The sequence below is a fragment of the Escherichia sp. E10V5 genome (assembly GCF_004212315.1).
Classification (GTDB): Bacteria; Pseudomonadota; Gammaproteobacteria; order Enterobacterales; family Enterobacteriaceae; genus Escherichia.
Genome location: NZ_RHJM01000003.1, coordinates 117962 through 137706 on the forward strand (window position 1 = coordinate 117962; position 19745 = coordinate 137706).

Below are 19745 nucleotides of genomic sequence, written 5' to 3' on the forward strand. Positions count from 1 at the left end.
ACCTGGCAGCATGCTGCCAGGCGCTGGGCCGAAGAGGTTACTTAGTGCAGTTCGCGCACTGTTTGTTGACGATCTGCTGGAAGAAGTCGTTGCCTTTGTCATCGACCAGGATAAACGCCGGGAAATCTTCTACTTCGATTTTCCAGATTGCTTCCATACCCAGCTCCGGATAAGCGACACACTCCAGATGCTTGATGCTCTGCTGCGCCAGTACCGCCGCCGGACCACCGATGCTACCGAGGTAGAAGCCGCCGTGTTTATGACACGCGTCGGTAACCTGCTGACTGCGGTTACCTTTCGCCAGCATGATCATGCTGCCGCCGTGGGATTGCAGCAGATCCACGTAGGAGTCCATACGACCTGCGGTGGTTGGGCCAAGTGAACCTGATGGATAACCGGCAGGGGTTTTCGCCGGACCCGCGTAGTAGATCGGGTGATCTTTGATGTACTGCGGCAGTTCTTTACCAGCGTCGATCAGCTCTTTCAGCTTGGCGTGTGCAATATCTCGACCCACGATAATGGTGCCGGTGAGCGACAAACGAGTGGAAACCGGATATTGCGAAAGCTGGGCGAGGATCTCTTTCATTGGGCGGTTGAGATCGACTTTCACCGCTTCGCCTTCACCCGCCTGGCGCAGTTCTTCCGGAATGTACTGGCCTGGGTTGTGTTCCAGTTTTTCGATCCAGATACCTTCGCGGTTAATTTTCGCTTTGATGTTACGGTCAGCGGAACAGGACACGCCCATACCGACCGGGCAGGAAGCGCCGTGACGCGGCAGGCGGATTACGCGGATATCGTGAGCAAAATATTTACCGCCAAATTGCGCGCCGAGGCCGAGTTTCTGGGCTTCTTCCAGCAGTTCCTGTTCCAGCTGGACATCGCGGAACGCCTGACCGTGTTCGTTCCCTTCGGTCGGCAGTTCATCGTAATAGTGAGCGCTTGCTAACTTGACGGTTTTCAGGTTGGTTTCCGCAGACGTGCCGCCAATCACAAACGCGATATGGTACGGCGGGCAGGCTGCGGTCCCGAGGGTGCGCATTTTCTCGACGAGGAAGTTTTTCAGTTTACCCGGAGTCAGCAGGGCTTTAGTTTCCTGATAGAGATACGTTTTGTTGGCAGAACCGCCGCCTTTGGCGACGCAGAGGAATTTATATTCATCGCCATCTACCGCGTACAGGTCGATTTGCGCAGGCAGGTTAGTGCCAGTGTTGACCTCTTTGTACATGTCCAGCGGCGCGTTCTGTGAATAGCGCAGGTTATCTTCGATATAGGTGTTATAGACGCCTTTCGACAGCGCTTCTTCATCACCACCGCCGGTCCATACGCGCTGACCTTTTTTACCAACAATGATCGCGGTGCCAGTATCCTGGCAGGTCGGCAGCACGCCTTTGGCGGCGATTTCGGAGTTTCTCAAGAATTGCAGCGCCACGTACTTATCGTTCTCGCTGGCTTCTGGGTCGTGAAGAATAGAAGCAACCTGTTTCTGGTGTGCCGGGCGGAGCATGAAAGAGGCGTCGTGGAAGGCTTGCTGCGCCAGCAGGGTCAGGGCTTCTGGTTCCACTTTCAGGATGGTTTCGCCGTTGAATTCGGCAACGCTAACGTAATCGGAAGTGAGCAGATAGTATTCGGTGTTGTCTTTCCCCATCGGGAAAGGCGCCTGGTAGATAAATGGTTTGTTTGACATAGCTTCCAGCCTGTAACTCTGTATTTGTTATACGAAAATGGCGTGCCGCACAGCGACGGGCGGCACGCAAAGTGCATTTATAAGAACCCGTACATCGCGGCGAAGATCCAGCCAAAGACGCAAGATACGCTCACGCCAATCAACCCTGGCAGAATAAAGCTGTGGTTGATGACGAAGCGACCGATGTGGGTGGTGCCGGAACGGTCAAACTGAATCGCTGCCAGATCGCTCGGATAGGTCGGCAGGATATAATAACCGTAGCAAGCCGGTGCTGAAGCCACGATGTAAGCCGGGTCAACGCCAATCGCCAGTGCGACAGGAACAATCGCCGCCAGCGCCGCGGCCTGGGAGTTTACAAACTTGGAAACCAGCAGCAGAACAATGGCATAGGCCCACGGATACTCTTTCACCATTTCGCCCAGTACGCCCTGAATTTCAGACATATGCGCACCGAACATGGTTTCTGCCATCCATGCGATACCGTACACCGCCACGATGGCGATCATACCGGAACGGAATACTTCGTTTTTTGAGATAGACGCGGGATTGGTTTTGGTCAGGATAATAATCAGTGCGCCGGTCAGCAGCATAAACATCTGAATAACCAGCACCATCGACAGCGGTTTGCCGCCGAAGGACGGACGCAGGTCCGAATCAGCACCGAGGAGTGCGACCACGGCAATTGCCCCGAGGAAGATCCACATTGCCAGCCAGTTGCTTTTCGGCAGTTTTTTATCCAGCAGCGTCGCGGTGTCACCGTAAACGTACTCACGGTTTTCCGGTACGGAGATGAATTTCTGGAACTCTTCGTCTTTATCCAGATCTTTACCGCGGAACCAACTGAAAATACCGATCGCCAGGATACCGAGTAACGTCGATGGAATGGTGATTGCCAGCAGGTCGAGGAACTCAAGGTGACGACCATCAAAGGTAACGTTACCCAGCATCGCGACCAGAGACACTACCGCAACCGACACCGGACTGGCGATAATCCCCATCTGTGCACCGATAGAACTTGCCGCCATCGGACGTTCCGGACGGATATTGTTCTTAATTGCCACGTCGTAGATGATTGGCAGGATGGTGTAAACCACGTGACCTGTACCGCAAAGAATGGTCAGCGTACAGGTAACAAACGGCGCGACAATGGAGACATATTTCGGATTGCGGCGCAGCAGTTTCTCGGCAATTTGCAGCATGACGTCAAGGCCGCCCGAGGCTTGCAACGTGGCCGATGCCGCCACCACCGCGATGATAACCAGCATAACATCAACCGGTGGTTTACCTGGCTGAAGATGGAAGACGAATACCAGAATGACGAGGCCGATACCGCCTAATAGACCTAGCGCGATACCGCCCTTTCTGGCGCCATAGAACAGACATATCAATATTATGATAAGTTGGATAGTAAATAACATTTGTGAACCCTCGCGATAATCCCATTTAAATTTCTACTGAATAGAACGCAGTCTCGTTCTGTTTGTATGAACTTTTTTCAGAGCCTGACTAATATCCTTTTGGTCGTTACTGGCCTGAGTAATTACTTCACAGTGAATATTGGCTGATTCAGGCAGCAATAAATTAATACACTGTGATAAGCGACTTTTTCAGAGAAAAATACTCTCTGGCGATGGGGTTATAGTTTGTGCTGCGCAGATGTTAATAGTTTGTTTTCTACTATCTTATTGATATTTATTGGTATATTTTTTGTTCTAATGACGGTTATAGATTATTCTGATCTACCCATTTGTGGGTAAAAATACACATAATGCGGGTGACATAATAGTTAATTAACTTTTGTTAGCGTTTTGAAATTAAAAACACTATTTATCCTAAAGAATATTAAATCGATGAAATGAGAAGGGGATAATTATATTTGATCTGGCACAAGTTTTACTGATGGACGATGTAACTTGTGCCAGTGCTCTTTTGCATTACTGCAATAATTGTTACTTGCGGATAACCAATGGTGCGTTATTGGCAATATTGTTTCAGCAATGAGTAATGTTCCGCTTGAATACGGTAACGGTAAACCGGACGACCCGTGACGCCATAATGGATGCTGGTAAATAAGATGTGGCAGTTGACCAGCCAGATTAGGTACTTGCGGCAGGAAACGCGCGAGATATTCACCTCGTTGGCCAACTCGTCGGTTGAAAACTCATAGTCCTGATGCGCGTCAATCCACTGGCACAGCGTGCGTAACGTTTGCGGCGTTAAGCCTTTTGGCAAGCGACGAGGATCCTGCTCGTTGGCGCTGCTGCCGTGGATTAGCTGATCCAGCTCGGCCTGGTCATAATACTGATGTTTTTCCAGCGCCATTTTCTTTTGTCGCCAGCCGGTGAGTGCCTCTTCAAAGCGTGATGCCTGGAAGGGTTTTATCAGGTAATCAACAACGCCGTAATGCAGCGAATCTTTAATCGTCGCGGCATCGGCGGCGGAAGAGATGACTATCACATCGCTTTTGCAGCGAGCGTTATGCAGTACCGGAAGTAAATCGAGCCCGTTCTCCTTCTGCATATAGATATCGAGCAATATCAGGTCAATAGACGTGTCGCTGTTGAAAATTATCTCTTTGGCTTTTTCCAGTGTCGAGGCCGTTCCGCAGCATTGAAAGCCCGGGATCTGCGCCACGTATCGGCGATTCAGCTCCGCCACCATTGCGTCGTCATCGATAATTAATACATTGATCATTTGCTCGACTTCTCCCCGTCCCAGGGTATCTGGACAAAAAATTGTGTGAAAATCCCGGGTTCCGATTCTACGGCGATACTGCCGTCGAGATTTTCTACCTGTTGTTTGACAAGAGCTAAACCGACGCCTCGTTCGCTTCCTTTTGTCGAGACACCTTTGTCAAAAATGTGATCGATTTTGTCGGGTGCGATCCCCGGTCCATCATCGTTAACTTCACAGTGCAGCCAGCCGTGACGGTAGTGCAATGTTACGCTAATTTCGCCTCCAGCTTCCGGCCCTAATGCCTCCAGCGCGTTTTCTATCAGATTTCCCAACGTGGTAATCAGCGTCGCGACCTGGTCTTCACTGCCGCTGTCGGGCAACTGGCTTTCGCTGTTTAAAATCAGCGTATGGCCTAAATCGGTCGCGCGGTTAATCTTGCTGATTAAAAAACCAGCGATAACCGGCGATTTGATCTTGCCCAACAGAGAGCCAATCTCTTCCTGATAGTTATTGGCTGTTTTGAGAATGTAATCTTCCAACTGCTTATAACTCTTCAGATGCAATAATCCGAGAATCACGTGCAATTTATTCATAAATTCGTGGGATCGTTCACGAAGTGCGTCAGCATAGTTGACCAGACCATCCAGTCGCTGCATCAGTTTACGTACTTCAGTTTTATCCCTGAAGGTTGAAATGGCACCGATGATAACGCCATTACTGCGCACCGGAACGGTGTTGATCAGTAATAGCCGATCTTTGACGGTAATCTCTTCGTCGCGGCGCGGCGTACCGTCGCGTAACACTTCCGAGACATCTACTACCTGTGACCACGAGTGGCTTAGCGTCGACAGTTTCTCATCGTCCTGCGACTTACGGTAATTCAGCAATTCTTGTGCGGCATCGTTGATCAGCGTGACTTCGCCGCGATCGTCCACGGCAACGACGCCTTCTTTGATAGACTGCAACATGGCCTGGCGTTGCTCAAACAGTGTGGATATTTCGTAGGGTTCCAGGCCGAAAAGGATTTTTTTCAGCACCTTAACCAGAATGCAGGTGCCGATGAGGCCGACCAGCATGCCAAATAACACCGACCAGATAATGCTCCAGCGACTGTCATTGATTTGTTGGGTCACGCGGCTTAATTCAAGGCCGATCGCCACCACGCCAATCTGTTTATTATTCTCATCATAGATGGGGGTAAATACGCGTAAAGCCTGCGCCAGAAAACCGCGATTGATAGCGACATTTTCTTCGCCATTCAGCGCGTTAAGGATGTCATCACCTTTAAATGGCTGACCAATACGCTGGGCTTCAGGATGCGAGTAGCGAAGACTTTGCATATCGGTAACGACAATAAATAGCAGATCGTTACGTTTGAGCACGGCTTCCGCGATGGCCTGGATCCCGCTCTCCTGCGGTTTTTTCTGCAAGCCCTGACGGATTTCCGGCGAATCGGCAAGGGTACGTGCTACCGCCAGCGCCTTGTTGGCCAGTCCGTCACGCGTCATATCACTGATTTGCGAGAAGTAAATCAGATGCACCACCAACAGCACCGAGAACAGCACCGCGCTGACCATTAAGATCACTGTGGTACTCAATTTCATCGGACGTTTGCGTAACTTGCGGTAGGGCAATGGATGTCTCATCAGCTTCCTTGTGTGACAAATTTCTTAAGCATTATCTCTGATGAGGCAGGTAATTCAAAGGGAGTAAGAATAATTGGCTATATAGGGGGAGAGACTCTGGAAACTGAAACTGTCGGTGCTGTATGAAGATTCCGGGCTATGCTTATTGCGAAAACCATACTGATGAGAGAGGGAAGGTCATGGATCAGGATCTACTGGACGGTGGTTATCGCTGCTATACCGGCGAAAAGATCGATGTCTATTTCAACACTGCAATATGTCAGCATTCTGGCAATTGCGTACGTGGCAACGGCAAGTTATTTAATCTCAAACGTAAGCCGTGGATCATGCCGGATGAAGTTGACGTCACCACTGTGGTTAAAGTGATTGATACGTGCCCGAGCGGCGCACTGAAATACCGTCATAAATAAGCGAGGGAAAAATGGAAATACGTGAAGGTCACAATAAATTTTACATCAATGACGAACAGGGTAAGCAAATCGCTGAAATTGTCTTTGTGCCGACTGGAGAGAATTTAGCGATTATCGAACATACCGATGTTGATGAAAGCCTGAAAGGGCAAGGGATTGGTAAACAGTTGGTTGCGAAAGTCGTGGAAAAAATGCGCCGGGAAAAACGAAAAATTATCCCACTGTGCCCATTTGCGAAACACGAATTTGATAAAACGCGTGAGTATGATGATATTCGCAGTTGATGAGTAACGATATTTTTCATGCTCTGCGTAATGCGATGCAGGGGAGTATCTGAAGGGTCGGGGGATGCACAAAGAATGGTCAGAGAGAGCGTTTTCTTGTCCCAAGTCATCCCCTTTAGTGAGCAAAAAAAAAAGAATATCTCCTATATGAGAATCATCAATCGGGGTTAATAAACTTTGCATCCCCAGGGCATTTAATATTGATAGGAGTCTTATTATGGAAGGTAAAAAAAAGTTCAATACTTATGTCGTTTCTTTTGATTATCCATCATCTTATTCCTCAGTTTTCTTAAGGTTAAGATCATTGATGCATGATATGAACTTCTCCTCTATAGTGGCTGATGAATATGGAATACCACGACAATTGAATGAGAATTCTTTCGCAATAACGACATCATTAGCCGCAAGTGAAATTGAAGATTTAATCAGGATCAAATGCTTAGACTTGCCAGATATTGATTTTGACCTCAACATTATGATAGTTGATGACTATTTCCGTCAGTTTTACAAATAGATGGAAGGGATAAGAAGATATTCAAAATGACACTATTCTATAAAATATTAATTTTTTATGTGATTGGTGTGAACATATCCTTTGTCATTATCTGGTTTATCTCACATGAGAAAACACATATTCGTTTACTTAGTGCATTCCTGGTAGGAATAACCTGGCCAATGAGTCTGCCTGTGGCATTACTTTTTTCTCTCTTTTAGGAGCTGTGGTTGAGTGGATCCGCTGGTTATCTTGAAACGAAGCGTCTCTCCTCAAAACTTGATTTGCGGAACGACGAACGAAGCAGTCGCCTGGCTGCTTCGTTCATTAAAGTGAAACTTATTTCTGTGGACGCATCGCCGGGAAGAGAATAACGTCGCGAATAGTATGACTGTTAGTAAACAGCATAATCATTCGGTCGATACCAATTCCCAGACCTGCGGTTGGCGGCAGACCATATTCCAACGCAGTCACGTAATCTTCGTCGTAGAACATCGCTTCGTCGTCACCTGCAGCTTTGGCGTTAACCTGTTCCTGGAAACGTTCAGCCTGATCTTCTGCGTCGTTTAATTCGCTAAAACCATTACCGATTTCACGACCACCGATGAAGAATTCAAAACGGTCGGTGATTTCCGGGTTAACATCATTACGGCGCGCCAGCGGTGACACTTCTGCCGGATACTCAGTAATAAAGGTTGGCTGAATCAGATGTGCTTCTGCAACTTCATCAAAGATTTCGGTGATAATACGTCCCAGTCCCCAGCTTTTCTCTACTGTAATACCGATAGATTCAGCTAATGCTTTAGCGGCATCAAAATTATCCAGGTCGGCCATATCGGTTTCTGGACGATATTTTTTGATTGCTTCACGCATGGTGAGTTTTTCAAACGGTTTGCCGAAATCAAACACATGCTCGCCATAAGTGACTTTAGTGGTACCCAGTACCTCTTGTGCCAGGGTGCGGAACAGTGACTCTGTCAGTTCAATCAAATCGTGGTAATCCGCATACGCCATGTAGAGTTCCATCATCGTGAACTCAGGATTATGACGAACAGAAATACCTTCATTACGGAAGTTACGGTTGATTTCGAATACCCGTTCAAAACCACCTACAACCAGACGTTTCAGATACAGCTCCGGCGCGATACGCAGATACATATCTAAATCCAGAGCATTATGATGGGTAATAAACGGGCGAGCAGATGCCCCACCTGGAATTACCTGCATCATCGGGGTTTCTACTTCCATAAAGCCGCGTGCGACCATGAACTGGCGGATAGCGGCCAGAATTTTTGAACGGACAACAAACGTTTGACGGGATTTATCGTTAGCGATGAGGTCCAGATAACGTTGACGATAACGGACTTCCTGATCCTGCAGACCATGGAATTTATCTGGTAAAGGACGTAGTGCTTTAGTCAGCAGGCGTAACTCAGTACAGTGAATGGAAAGCTCACCAGTTTGCGTCTTAAACAGCGTACCGCGGGCACCGATAATGTCACCCAGGTCCCATTTTTTAAACTGATCGTTATAAACACCTTCTGGCAGGCTATCTCGTGCAACGTACAGTTGAATACGGCCACCGACATCCTGCAATGTTACAAAGGAGGCTTTCCCCATGATTCGACGGGTCATCATTCGGCCAGCAATCGAGACTTCAATGTTTAAGGATTCCAGTTCCTGGTTATCCTTCGCATCAAACTCTTCGTGCAACTGGTCAGAAGTATGGTCGCGGCGAAAATCATTGGGAAACGCCACGCCTTGCTGACGCAGCGCTGCCAGTTTTTCGCGACGATTTCTCATTTCATCGTTAAAATCAATAGCCTCATTGGCTCCCTGTGTTTCTTGTTCAGACATTTTGGTTCCTCTTAATCCAGCTTTCAATTTAGCGTAGATAAAGAGACAGATCGGTACACTGTATTATCTGCCTCGACTATTAGTAACTCAGTTCATCTTATCTAAACCAACGCTTACCTCAAGTTGATATCACTAATAAATAACCATAAAAATGGTTTAAATATCTTATTAATCTGGGATTTGCTAGTGTGATTAACTGAAAGTAAATTTATTCATAACTAATTGTTTTTACGGAAGTTAATCGTTGCTTTCCTGTATCATATTCGTCGGAGTGCTAAACAGAAATCGGGTAGCAAAGGCCAATGCCACGATGATCGCGACACAAGCCAACGTCCACTCTCCCATCTGGGAAAAGAATCGCTGGTAAGCTGCAATTGCCATACCGCTAATTTGCGACTCTGTCGTCTGTTGTGCCACTACGCCTGCCAGCCAGTTGGCGACCGCGCCTGTTGCCAGCATATAAATACCGGTTAATACGCCAGACATTTTCAGACGCGTGATTTGCGCAATCGCCACCGGGTCAATAAAGAGTTCGGCAAAGCCCATTAGCGCCAGCCCGGATATCATCACACCCATTGACGCTTGACCGCCAGCCGCTGCATGTCGGGCATCAAATGCCAGCAACATAAAGCCACAAGCCATCAGCAGTAAGCCAAAGGCAAACTTCAGCCAGACGCGCAATGTTGAGTTGCCGTGGCTTTCTGGCGACGCCAGCCAGGCAAGTACAACTCCAGCGAGCATCACCGCAATTGCATTCACTGACTGGAATAGCGCAGTAGGTACTTCAATATTGAATGCCTGACGATTCACAAAGCGATCGATAAACAAGCTGATGGTACTGCCGCCCTGTTGTGCCAGTACCCAGAACAACGTCCCGACAAACATCAACAATACAATTTGCCAAAGAGCACGGCGGTGTTCGGGGAATTTGATCATCATGCGGGCAATGATTTGTGCAGCAATAAGGCAAACAATCGCCAGCAAATATCCGGACCAGTCGTTCTCCAGCAGCAGGGTAAAAAATACTGGGGCTAAACAGAGCATCACCACTAACCAGCTCCATACCGGTAAGGCAAATTTCACGCGAGTGAGCGCTTTTTTATCCATACTACGCGTGGACTGGAAATGACGATGACCGCTTAAGAAAATCAACAAACCGATAAACATGCCGCCACCCGCAAGGGCAAAGCCAACATGCCATCCATACCACTGAGCAGCCAGGCCGCAGGCGATGGGGGCTGCGATAGAACCGATATTGCCCGCAGCATACAGCAGCGAAAAACCGCCATCACGTCGATGATCGTTCTCGTCGTAGAGCTCGCCAAGCAAACAGCTGATGTTTGATTTGAATAAACCGTAGCCACAAATAATGATTGCCAGCGCCAGATACAGGCTAAAGGTTGAATTTGTATCAATGCCCAGCACCACATGGCCAAGGGTCATTAACAGCGCGCCGGCAATCACCGCAGTGCGGTTGCCGAGCAGGCGGTCGGCAAGCCAGCCGCCGAGAATAGGGGTAACGTAAACCAAAGAAGCGTATGCGCTGAACAGGCTGATGGCATGGTTATCATCAAAACCAAGCTGATGGGTGAGATAGAGAATGAGTAAGGCACGCATGCCGTAAAAACTGAAGTACTCCCAGATCTGGATCGCCACGATATAGTATATCGCGCGCGGCTGTGAGGGTGTTTTCATGTGTTCTCCTTATGAGCAAAAAAGGGAAGTGGCAAGCCACTTCCCTTGTACTAGCTAATTATTTTTTGCTTTCTTCTTTCAATACCTTAACGGTATAGCGGCCATCAGCCTGACGGTATGCACCGTGAATATCGGTTTCAAAGCCCGGATAGTGAGCGCCGATTTCACACAGCATCTGCAGGAACTCCAGAACCGGACGGCTTTCTTCGGTGATCATTTCACCCGGCATCACCAGAGGAACTCCCGGCGGATACGGAAGGATCATATTGGCGTTAATACGACCTACCATTTCGTCGAGGTAAACTTCTTCGGTCATACCGTGCAGCTCTTTCTGGAACGCAGCATACGGAGTCATTACCATTGTCGGCAGCACTTCAAATGCGCGATACATCAGATCCGGCAGATTGTGGTGAACAATCAGTTTGTGGATATTCTGAGCCAGTTCCTGAATACGCATGTTTTCATAGAATTCAGGATCTTCACGATACAGAGACGGCAGCATGTTTTTCACACGCAGGTTCAGGTCGAACGCACGTTTGAAGTCAGTCAGAGCACGCAGCAGGCTCAGTGCTTTGGTCTTATCAATACCGATGCTGAACAGGAACAGCAGGTTATACGGACCGGTCTTCTCAACAACGATGCCATGTTCGTCGAGGTATTTCGCCACGATGCTGGCCGGAATACCAAAGTCGCTCATGGTGCCGTCTTTTTCCATCCCCGGAGTCAGCAGAGTGACTTTGATCGGGTCAAGATACATGTGCTCGTTATCGATGTTTTTGAAGCCGTGCCAGGTGCTGTCAGAACGCAGCGGCCAGCATTCAGTAGTATCGATATGATCCGGCTGCCATACATCAAAGAACCAGCCATCAGATTCTGTTCTCAGACGTTTGATCTCTTTACGGAACTTGATCGCACGTTCAATGGAACCGTCGATCAGGCGTTTACCGGCATTACCTTTCATCATCGCCGCAGCGGTTTCAGTGGACGCCACGATACCGTAGTGCGGAGAAGTGGTGGTGTGCATCATGTAGGCTTCGTTAAAGGTTTCTTCGTTTACGTCACCTTTAACGTGGATCATGGAAGCCTGAGAGAACGCCGCCAGCAGTTTGTGAGTGGACTGGGTTTCGTAAATCACTTTCCCTTCGACACGGCCACCGCTCATACCGCATTTACCTTCGTAAATCGGTGAGAAGTTGGTGTAAGGCACCCACGCGGAGTCAAAGTGGATGGATTTCACATCCAGCGTTTTCTTAATGAAGTCGGTGTTGTACAGCAGACCATCATAGGTAGAGTTAGTAATTACGGCATGTACCGGCCAGGTCGCGTTTGGTGTTTCTTTCACGCGCTTAGCAATGGTAGCGTGCTGGAATTCACTCTGTGGGATACCGCCAAGAATACCGTAAGCGTTACGGGTCGGGCGGAAATAGATTGGCGTAACATCGCTCATCATCATCAGATGGGTCAGCGATTTGTGGCAGTTACGGTCAATCAGAATGGTGCTGCCTGCCGGAGCAGAGTACATACCAACAATTTTGTTCGCAGTGGAAGTACCGTTGGTCACCATGTAGCTGCGCTCTGCGTTAAAGACGCGAGCGATATACTGTTCTGCTTCTTTGTGTGGACCGCTGTGATCCAGCAGGGAACCCAGTTCAGATACTGAAATGGAAATATCAGATTTCATGGTGTTCGGACCAAAGAAATCATAGAACAGGCTACCTACCGGGCTTTTCTGGAATGCAGTACCGCCCATGTGACCAGGAGTACAGAAAGTATATTTACCTTCACGAACATATTTAAACAGCGCTTTGGTCAGCGGAGGCAGAATAGTGTTGATATATTCGTCAGTGGTCTGCTTGATCTTGTTAGCAATATCATCAGCAGCACCCAGCGCATATTCAAAGAAGCTAATCTGTAAACGCAGATCGTTCAGGCTTACATCGAGCGTGGAATATGTATTAGCGAACGCGTACAACGGCAGGTTCTCGTTCATTTTGCTAATTTCTTCGCACAACTCGAGATTATATTTATCCCAGTCAAAAATAACACCGCACAGACGCGCATTGTTTTCGATCAGTTTTAATAAGTCGTCACGGTCGTTCGGGTAAACAATCTGGAAGTTCAGACGTTCAAGCGCGCGATGAAGTTCACGGATGGGTTCTTCTTTAAAATAAACCCCCATGTGATTCAATATTGCAATAACGTTCATAGTCATATCTCCAGGTAAAAAAGGCCCCTCCCAACACATGGGACAAAATGAAAGGAGGAGCCTCGGAAAATACTTTTAATTAATGTGCGTTAGATGCTGTGTGGTTATCCATTGAGTGGCTCTGGCGCTCATGCATTTTGCGAGCGTAGAACATCAGGATAATCAGGCTGACGATGAAGGTACCTGCCAGCTCGAAGGAGCTTGCGCCCATCAGAGCGATGAAGCAGAACACGCAACCCAGTACAGAGCAGATCAGGCTGACAAAGTTGCGGATGTTAACGCCTTCAAAACGAATCAGGTCAACGCAAGAGTAGAAGTACGGCAGCATAGTCAGCAGTACTGCGATACCGGTCAGTTCACCGAACAGGTCAGATGCTTTACCACCGGCAGAGTTCATCAGAGTGATGAGGATCATCAGGGCAGTCATTTTCACTGCAGCCAGCAGCAGACCTTTTTTCGGAATACCGTTGCTGTCGACTTCACCATAAACTTTCGGGAAGTTACCGTCGTTAGCGGCACGTACACCTGCCTGGCCTACCAGCATCATCCAGGAGCCCAGAGAAGTCAGGCACGCAAAGGCGGTGAATGCAGAAACCAGCGGCGCAGCCCAGTTACCGAGGATAGTTGAAGCACTGATTGCAAACGGAGCACCGGAAGCTGCCATTACAGAAGACGGATACATACCGGAAAGCACCTGAGTCGCAGCAATGTAAACAATACCTGCTAAACCAGTACCCAGCATGGTTGCCAGTGGAACGGTACGTTTCGGGTTTTTAACCATACCAGTACTTACAGCTGCGGATTCAACACCCACGAAGGCCCACAGGCAGAGCAGAATACTTTTAATGATCGCATGACCATCAGTGGTACCTGCAGTATTCCAGTTAGCTGCATAAGTTGCAGCATCAAACCAATGCCAGCCAACAATAGCAGTCATAACCACAGGAATAAGAACCAGCACCAGGCCAATAGTGGTTAAACGGCTTACCCAGGTACCGCCGAGCATATTTACAAAGGTAAATACCCAGACGATAGCAATACAGGCGATACCCGCCGGAACAGGATCATTTAATACTGGGAAGAAGGTGGAAAGATAAGATACAGCGGTAATACCAATCGCCAGGTTACCAATCCAGTTAGCATGGTAATAAAGAACACCTGTCTGAAAACCAAATGCAGGGGAAATTTCTCCAGCATAAGCAATTGGGCCACCTTGTTGCGGGTTCTTTGTTGCCAGTCGGGCATATACATAAGCCAGCGACATTGCACCAATAATAGAAATGATCCAACCCCAGATAGCAATACCACCGATACTTGCAAGGTTCGCAGGTAATAATGCAATACCGCTCCCCATCATATTACCGGCAACAACACCGGTACAGGCAAATAGCCCAATCTTCTTGGCAGAACTCATGCTCTTCTCCTAATTTCATTTTAGAATTTGGAGTCCGGGTCATGATGTATAACTATTTACTGACCAGACCAAACTGGCGACAAGACTACTCAAAAAAAAAGATTAATCCTAAAGATTAGGTGAAATAATACAAAAGTTTATGTCAGTGATTATTTTAGCTCTTCATTAACAGATCAGAATCGCAAGTTGATGTCATGAAAAGATAAATATTCAATATTTACAATGAATTAGAAGAAAGCTGCTGGTTAAATTTATGTAATAAAAAATTATGCAGCAAATAAATTGCTGCAACATGTTATGTCAATAAATATACAAGCGTTTAACGCTAAAAATCCCCGCGAATGAATCAACCCAGGATTCGTTTATTCTGAAGCGAGAAATTTGTCGAGATAAGGAACAACATAAGAAACAGAAGTCTGGAATATGCCATTTTCAATCCAGTAAAGGGTGTTTGCTCCTGGGCGTAAATTAAAGGCGGTGAGATATGCATCAGCAGCTTCTCGGTTCATCCCCTTCATCTCATAAACTTTGCCAAGCAACACATAATTTAGCCAGGACATTTCAAGGTCAATGCCAGTATTTATCGCCTGATAAGATTCGTCTGTTTTTCCTTTTGTCAGAGCACTGACCGCTTTTATTTGATAGAGAATGGCCAGATTATTCATTCCTGGCAGTGTAGCAATGTTATCAATTTCTGTGTTCAGTGCTGCTAATTGTTTTTCATCTAAAGGATGCTGAGAATGACGTACTATATCAACTAATGCTTTCTCTGCTCTCGCGTAGGTAAATTCGGGAGATGATTGAACAATCTCACCTAATAACTCACTGGCACGGTTCAATGATTTATCATCACCATGCATTAAATAATCATGTGCCTGATAAAAATTAGTTAATAACGCACCACGATGAGGCAAAATTTGTTGGAGCATCTCCTGCATTTGTTGTGGCCACGGTTGATTTAACGCTTTTGACAAACTCTCCAGTAAATCATTTTGAATCGCCAGCTGATTACCGTTAGTGATGACATAACGTTTATCCAGCATGGTTGAACCATCTGCATTGTCTACCAATTTCACCGACATAAAGCACTGTTGAGCGCGGTATTGGCGCTGATTAACAAACGCAATAGATAATGTTTTACCGGAACTGCTCGGTTCATCAATGTTGTAGTTGATTTTGTCATGAACCATAAAAGTGGAGAAGGTATTAAGTGACGTAGCCACCAAATCACCCACGCCTATCGCGTAAGAGAGCTGATACGGGGAAGTCCAGCTGTTACAACTCTTATTCACCATATTAATGTCAATATCGCGTGGATTGAGCAAAATACGCGATTTACTCATAGGAAGGCGCGTTTCAAGACTGGAAAACGCCACCAGTGCTACACAGATACCTAACGACAACAGGAAAAAAAACCATACCCAAAAGGTAGTGAATCGTTTGCTTTTAACTGGGGATTGTTCAGGTGGCGTTGCGGTGTTTTGAATGTTAAGACTGTGGGAAGGAGAATCTGTGTCAGGAATCGCCTCTGGTATAGGGGGAGGCGAAGATTGCATTATTTCTTCTCCCTCCTCTTCGCTGTACCAGATAACTGGCACCATTAATTTATAACCGCGCTTTGGTACAGTAGCGATATAGACAAGACTATCTTCATCATTATCTTTTAATGACTTACGCAGTTCTGAGATACTCTGCGTTACAACGTGATTGGTAACAATACTTCTCTTCCAGACATTATCGATAAGTTCATCTCTGCTAAGTACTTCGCCACTGTGTTGAGCAAAGAAAACCAGAAGATCGATTAGTCTCGGCTCAAGGGTAAGTTGACGCCCATTGCGACTAATTTGGTTTATGGACGGAGTAACAAGCCACTCGCCAACGCGAACTACAGGTTGTTGCATAATAAAAACTCATTCGAAAAGGGAATGGTGCAATGATAATTGCCATAACCTATTTTTACCATCTATAGATGGATGCGTTTACATATTACAGGTGAATGTGAGACGTTATTTTTACCAGCCGTAAACCTATTGATTACATCGCCTTACGAAATGACTTTAATGAGAATCAGAAGTAATTTGCCTTACCACCAAGATTGATTATCTTTGCCAAAGAAAACGTTCAGAAAATAATCCCCGGAAAATTGCCTGGAACGCTTACTATTTTAATGGATTGTTAGTCTTTGCATGATCAAACGGACTGATACATTTCTCTTTGTTCGCATCCAGGAAATCTCATCAGTCGGCGTTCTGTTTATGGATGCGTTACGCTCCTGATGACGTCATTTGACGTTCAACAGCATCACGGGGCCGCACGATATTTCGCGTCAGTCAGTGTCATAGCTCAGGGACAAATTTTCTCAAACAGGGGTATACCCGCAAAATGCTGGTGATGTGGGAGAATTTGGTTGAGTTTGGTGGGAGTGATTTGGAGGAAGAACGGTTAAATCGTCGCGTCCTGAAACGAAAAACGGACCTCCGTGGAGGTCCGTTCATATGAATTTGGTGCCCGGACTCGGAATCGAACCAAGGACACGGGGATTTTCAATCCCCTGCTCTACCGACTGAGCTATCCGGGCAACGGGGCGCATTAAACCGTAATCTGCACATCTCGTCAACCTAATTTCAGTAAAAGCGATTCAACTGCTTAAGATTGCGGCAAATCGCTTCTTTTCTGTGTTTCTGTCAGGTCAGTGCGCCACCCTGGCGGCAGCGGGCGAAGCGCAGGATATCTTCCGCCAGCCGATGTGCGGTGTCGACATCCGCCTGGCTACGATTCACCAGCATTCGGCTTAAACAACCTTCCAGCACCAGTTCCATCTGCTTTGCTACCATCGCCGGATCGTCAACTTCCAGCGTGGTTAACAGTTCGTGGGTAAAGTCGTAGGCCGCGCTTTTTTGCTGATCGGCCAATTGATGAATAGGGTGGCCAGGATCGGGATAAAACGTACAGGCAGCGATAAACAGACAGCCCGGATAGCGGTTGTTTTTAACGCACTCCGATAGCGCCTGATAACGTGCCAGCAGCTTTTGTTCGGCGGTTTGCGTTTCGTCCAGCATCAGCTGACGACGCCAGACATCTATCTGTTGGCTAAGATAGCGCAGGGCATCGTAGAGGATCGCCTCTTTGTCTGGCCAGAAGCGGCGCAGCTCGTCCAGTGGATAATCCACACGTTCAGCAACCATCTCCAGCGTGGTGTTGGCAATCCCTTGTAATTCTAATAATTTCAGGGCTTCTCCCAGTACATCTTCACGTTGCACGCTATTTTCCTCCGTCTTTCCCACTGAAGTGTCGTTCACGGTTGGCGATCGCGCAAATGTGCGCTGAAGGTTTCAGCATCCATAAAGCCCGTGACGCGCGCTTGTGGATGCTCCTGGCCTTGTCCGTCAAAAAAGAGAATTGTCGGTAGGCCAAGGACATTTAGATGCTTTAACAGCGCCACATCTTGTGCGTCGTTGGCAGTGACGTTGGCCTGAAGTAAGACCGTGTCTGCTAACGCTTTTTGCACCTGCGGGTCGCTGAAGGTGTATTTCTCAAACTCTTTACAGGCGACGCACCAGTCGGCATAGAGATCTAACATCACCGGTTTGCCTTTGGCTTCAGCGAGTGCCTGATTTAACTCATCTACCGTTTTGATTTGTGTAAAGTTGAGATGCGCCTGAGTTTGCGCGGTATGCGTCGCGCCAAATGCCCAATCCTGGAGTGGGCGCACGCTAACCAATGCTGCCGCCAGCAGGATAATTTGCACAATACGCATCCAGCCGCGTTTGGCCTGTAAGCTGGTGATAAAGGCCCAGCCAAAGAACGCGACACCAAGCGCCGACCACAAGCGTAATCCCCAGACATCACCAACTACTCGCTCCAGCAGGAAGACCGGCAGTGCGAGGATCACAAAACCAAATGCGGTTTTGACCTGTTCCATCCACGGACCGCTTTTCGGTAGCAGGCGGTTACCAAAGACGGTTATTAGCATCAGCGGCAGGCCCATGCCCAGCGCATAGAGATAAAGCGTGCCGCCCCCCAGCCACATGTTCCCGCTTTGGGCGATATACAACAGAATCGCGCTAAGCGGTGCGGTGGTGCATGGTGAACAGATCAGTCCGGCAATCGCCCCCATAACAAACACACCGCCGGGCGAGCCACCTTGTTGGCGATTGCTCATTAGCGTGAGGCGCGTTTGCAGCGAAGAGGGGAGTTGCAGAGTAAACAAGCCAAACATTGACATCGCCAGCAAGGTAAAGACGATAGCGAGGCCAATGAGCACGTATGGGTGCTGTAGCGCCGCCTGGAACTGTAACCCTGCGGCGGCAACCACCAGACCCAGTGCCGTGTAAGTCAGCGCCATCCCCTGCACATAAATAAAGGTCAGCAACAATGCTCTGGCAGTGGAGAGCCGCTGTTTACCGCCCAGCACGATGCCAGAAATCAGTGGGTACATTGGCAGCACGCATGGCGTAAAGGCGATACCAATACCGATCAACAACGCCCAGAGCGCGGAAAAGGGCAATTGCGCGGTGGGCTGCTCTTGCTGCGGAACTGATGCAGACGGTGGCGTCGCGTTGTTAGTAACCACTTCGCTTAACGGAACGGTTTTGGTTTCTGGCGGATAACAAAAACCGGCGTCAGCACAGCCCTGGTAGGTGACAGTCAATGTCGCACCCGCACTTGCCTGGTTGATGGTCACAGGAAGCGTCAGCCGCTCGCGGTAAATCTCGCTTTTGCCGTAAAACTCATCTTCATGCCAGACGCCCTGGGGCAGCTGCACGTCGGCAATTTTCGCTTGTTCCGGCGTAATGCGGATCTGTTTACGGTAAAGATAGTAACCGTCTTTGATCTGCCAGCTCAGATTAAGCTCATGTTGGTTTTGCTGAAAATCAAAAGCAAAGGCTTGATCCGCGGGGACAAATTGTGAGCGTCCCGGCGCGTCGAATAATCCGGCAAAAACGGAAGTGCTGCAAAGTAGCAGGATCAGCGTAAAGATGCGTTGAGCCATGAGAGGTAATCTGTGTCTCCGTGTGTAACAGGTAAAACCAGAAGCTCCGGGGTTTGATACGGATGATGAGACTTCAGGCATTCCAGCAGTGCCTGCTGGTGAGATACGGTGGTTTTTAAAATCATCTGCACTTCGTATTCCTGTTCCAGTTTACCTTCCCAGTAATAGAGAGAGGTAGCGCCAGGAATCAAGGTTGCGCAGGCCGCCAGTTTTTCCGCCAACACTTTGGCGGCTAATTCCTGGGCCGTCGCTTCATCCGGCGCGGTGCACAACACCACGACGGACGCGGTATTCGAACTTTTTTCAGCAAGCATAAACACCTCGCAAGAACAGATGGAACCGCAAGAGAGAGGTCACTATACAACGGACGGGGAAAGGATGTTAGTC

General features: G+C 48.0%; 16 protein-coding genes and 1 tRNA gene. 4 read left to right on the forward strand and 13 right to left on the reverse strand.

The features are described from left to right. Positions 1–37: 37 nt before the first annotated feature. The 4 genes from fumB to D9738_RS02620 form a co-directional block, all read right to left on the reverse strand. Complete coding sequence (fumB, locus tag D9738_RS02605; RefSeq protein ID WP_130205921.1) at positions 38–1684, reverse strand: class I fumarate hydratase; 1647 nt, start codon at positions 1682–1684, stop codon at positions 38–40. A gap of 77 nt (positions 1685–1761) precedes the next feature. After that, the gene (gene dcuB, locus D9738_RS02610) at positions 1762–3102 is read right to left on the reverse strand and encodes an anaerobic C4-dicarboxylate transporter DcuB (protein ID WP_000899528.1); all 1341 of its coding nucleotides are present in this window, start codon (positions 3100–3102) and stop codon (positions 1762–1764) included. A gap of 556 nt (positions 3103–3658) precedes the next feature. Continuing rightward, positions 3659–4378, reverse strand: coding sequence for a two-component system response regulator DcuR (gene dcuR, locus D9738_RS02615; RefSeq protein WP_130205923.1), 720 nt, complete (start codon positions 4376–4378; stop codon positions 3659–3661). Beyond that, the gene (locus D9738_RS02620; RefSeq protein WP_130259500.1) at positions 4375–6006 is read right to left on the reverse strand and encodes a sensor histidine kinase; all 1632 of its coding nucleotides are present in this window, start codon (positions 6004–6006) and stop codon (positions 4375–4377) included. The genes dcuR and D9738_RS02620 overlap by 4 nt, the downstream gene beginning before the upstream one ends. A gap of 179 nt (positions 6007–6185) precedes the next feature. Here D9738_RS02620 and yjdI point away from each other — a divergent pair, with 179 nt between their 5' ends. The 4 genes from yjdI (at position 6186) to ghoT (ending at position 7414) form a co-directional block, all read left to right on the forward strand. Beyond that, positions 6186–6416, forward strand: a complete 231-nt coding sequence (gene yjdI / locus D9738_RS02625) for a 4Fe-4S mono-cluster protein YjdI (RefSeq protein WP_130259501.1) — start codon at positions 6186–6188, stop codon at positions 6414–6416. Between the two features lie 11 nt (positions 6417–6427). Then, positions 6428–6700 carry a GNAT family N-acetyltransferase gene (locus D9738_RS02630; protein WP_000405647.1) on the forward strand — a complete coding sequence of 91 codons (273 nt, stop codon included), beginning with the start codon at positions 6428–6430 and terminating at the stop codon, positions 6698–6700. A gap of 217 nt (positions 6701–6917) precedes the next feature. Then, positions 6918–7214 (forward strand): type V toxin-antitoxin system endoribonuclease antitoxin GhoS, encoded by a 297-nt coding sequence (ghoS, locus tag D9738_RS02635; RefSeq protein WP_130205929.1) that lies wholly within the window; start codon positions 6918–6920, stop codon positions 7212–7214. A gap of 26 nt (positions 7215–7240) precedes the next feature. Beyond that, the gene (gene ghoT, locus D9738_RS02640; protein ID WP_130205931.1) at positions 7241–7414 is read left to right on the forward strand and encodes a type V toxin-antitoxin system toxin GhoT; all 174 of its coding nucleotides are present in this window, start codon (positions 7241–7243) and stop codon (positions 7412–7414) included. Positions 7415–7532: 118 nt separating this feature from the next. On the opposite strand, the gene lysS is transcribed toward ghoT, so the two are convergent. The 9 genes from lysS to cutA all read right to left on the reverse strand — a co-directional run bounded on the left by lysS (position 7533) and on the right by cutA (position 19672). Next, positions 7533–9050, reverse strand: a complete 1518-nt coding sequence (lysS, locus tag D9738_RS02645) for a lysine--tRNA ligase (protein ID WP_130259502.1) — start codon at positions 9048–9050, stop codon at positions 7533–7535. Positions 9051–9287: 237 nt separating this feature from the next. Beyond that, entirely contained in the window at positions 9288–10745 is a 1458-nt protein-coding gene (gene dtpC / locus D9738_RS02650; RefSeq protein ID WP_130205935.1) for a dipeptide/tripeptide permease DtpC, read from the reverse strand. Positions 10746–10803: 58 nt separating this feature from the next. Then, positions 10804–12951 carry a lysine decarboxylase CadA gene (gene cadA / locus D9738_RS02655; RefSeq protein ID WP_130205937.1) on the reverse strand — a complete coding sequence of 716 codons (2148 nt, stop codon included), beginning with the start codon at positions 12949–12951 and terminating at the stop codon, positions 10804–10806. A gap of 79 nt (positions 12952–13030) precedes the next feature. Continuing rightward, positions 13031–14365: a cadaverine/lysine antiporter gene (gene cadB, locus D9738_RS02660; protein WP_130205939.1), complete on the reverse strand. Its 1335-nt coding sequence runs from the start codon at positions 14363–14365 to the stop codon at positions 13031–13033. Between the two features lie 362 nt (positions 14366–14727). Beyond that, positions 14728–16266, reverse strand: a complete 1539-nt coding sequence (cadC, locus tag D9738_RS02665; RefSeq protein WP_130259503.1) for a lysine decarboxylation/transport transcriptional activator CadC — start codon at positions 16264–16266, stop codon at positions 14728–14730. Between the two features lie 601 nt (positions 16267–16867). Further along, positions 16868–16943, reverse strand: a tRNA-Phe gene (locus D9738_RS02675). Between the two features lie 106 nt (positions 16944–17049). After that, positions 17050–17625, reverse strand: a complete 576-nt coding sequence (locus D9738_RS02680; protein WP_001188520.1) for a transcriptional regulator — start codon at positions 17623–17625, stop codon at positions 17050–17052. Positions 17626–17660: 35 nt separating this feature from the next. After that, positions 17661–19358 carry a protein-disulfide reductase DsbD gene (gene dsbD, locus D9738_RS02685; protein ID WP_130259504.1) on the reverse strand — a complete coding sequence of 566 codons (1698 nt, stop codon included), beginning with the start codon at positions 19356–19358 and terminating at the stop codon, positions 17661–17663. Further along, positions 19334–19672, reverse strand: coding sequence for a divalent cation tolerance protein CutA (cutA, locus tag D9738_RS02690; protein WP_130205945.1), 339 nt, complete (start codon positions 19670–19672; stop codon positions 19334–19336). The genes dsbD and cutA overlap by 25 nt, the downstream gene beginning before the upstream one ends. Between the last annotated feature and the right edge of the window lie 73 nt (positions 19673–19745).

Bases quoted from the DNA above. Each gene is read 5' to 3' on its own strand.
- dtpC (WP_130205935.1), bottom strand. From the start codon at position 10,745: ATGAAAACACCCTCACAGCCGCGCGCGATATACTATATCGTGGCGATC.
- lysS (WP_130259502.1), bottom strand. From the start codon at position 9,050: ATGTCTGAACAAGAAACACAGGGAGCCAATGAGGCTATTGATTTTAAC.
- cadC (WP_130259503.1), bottom strand. From the start codon at position 16,266: ATGCAACAACCTGTAGTTCGCGTTGGCGAGTGGCTTGTTACTCCGTCC.
- D9738_RS02620 (WP_130259500.1), bottom strand. From the start codon at position 6,006: ATGAGACATCCATTGCCCTACCGCAAGTTACGCAAACGTCCGATGAAA.
- dsbD (WP_130259504.1), bottom strand. From the start codon at position 19,358: ATGGCTCAACGCATCTTTACGCTGATCCTGCTACTTTGCAGCACTTCC.
- D9738_RS02630 (WP_000405647.1), top strand. From the start codon at position 6,428: ATGGAAATACGTGAAGGTCACAATAAATTTTACATCAATGACGAACAG.
- yjdI (WP_130259501.1), top strand. From the start codon at position 6,186: ATGGATCAGGATCTACTGGACGGTGGTTATCGCTGCTATACCGGCGAA.
- dcuR (WP_130205923.1), bottom strand. From the start codon at position 4,378: ATGATCAATGTATTAATTATCGATGACGACGCAATGGTGGCGGAGCTG.
- dcuB (WP_000899528.1), bottom strand. From the start codon at position 3,102: ATGTTATTTACTATCCAACTTATCATAATATTGATATGTCTGTTCTAT.
- cadA (WP_130205937.1), bottom strand. From the start codon at position 12,951: ATGAACGTTATTGCAATATTGAATCACATGGGGGTTTATTTTAAAGAA.
- ghoS (WP_130205929.1), top strand. From the start codon at position 6,918: ATGGAAGGTAAAAAAAAGTTCAATACTTATGTCGTTTCTTTTGATTAT.
- fumB (WP_130205921.1), bottom strand. From the start codon at position 1,684: ATGTCAAACAAACCATTTATCTACCAGGCGCCTTTCCCGATGGGGAAA.
- cadB (WP_130205939.1), bottom strand. From the start codon at position 14,365: ATGAGTTCTGCCAAGAAGATTGGGCTATTTGCCTGTACCGGTGTTGTT.
- ghoT (WP_130205931.1), top strand. From the start codon at position 7,241: ATGACACTATTCTATAAAATATTAATTTTTTATGTGATTGGTGTGAAC.
- cutA (WP_130205945.1), bottom strand. From the start codon at position 19,672: ATGCTTGCTGAAAAAAGTTCGAATACCGCGTCCGTCGTGGTGTTGTGC.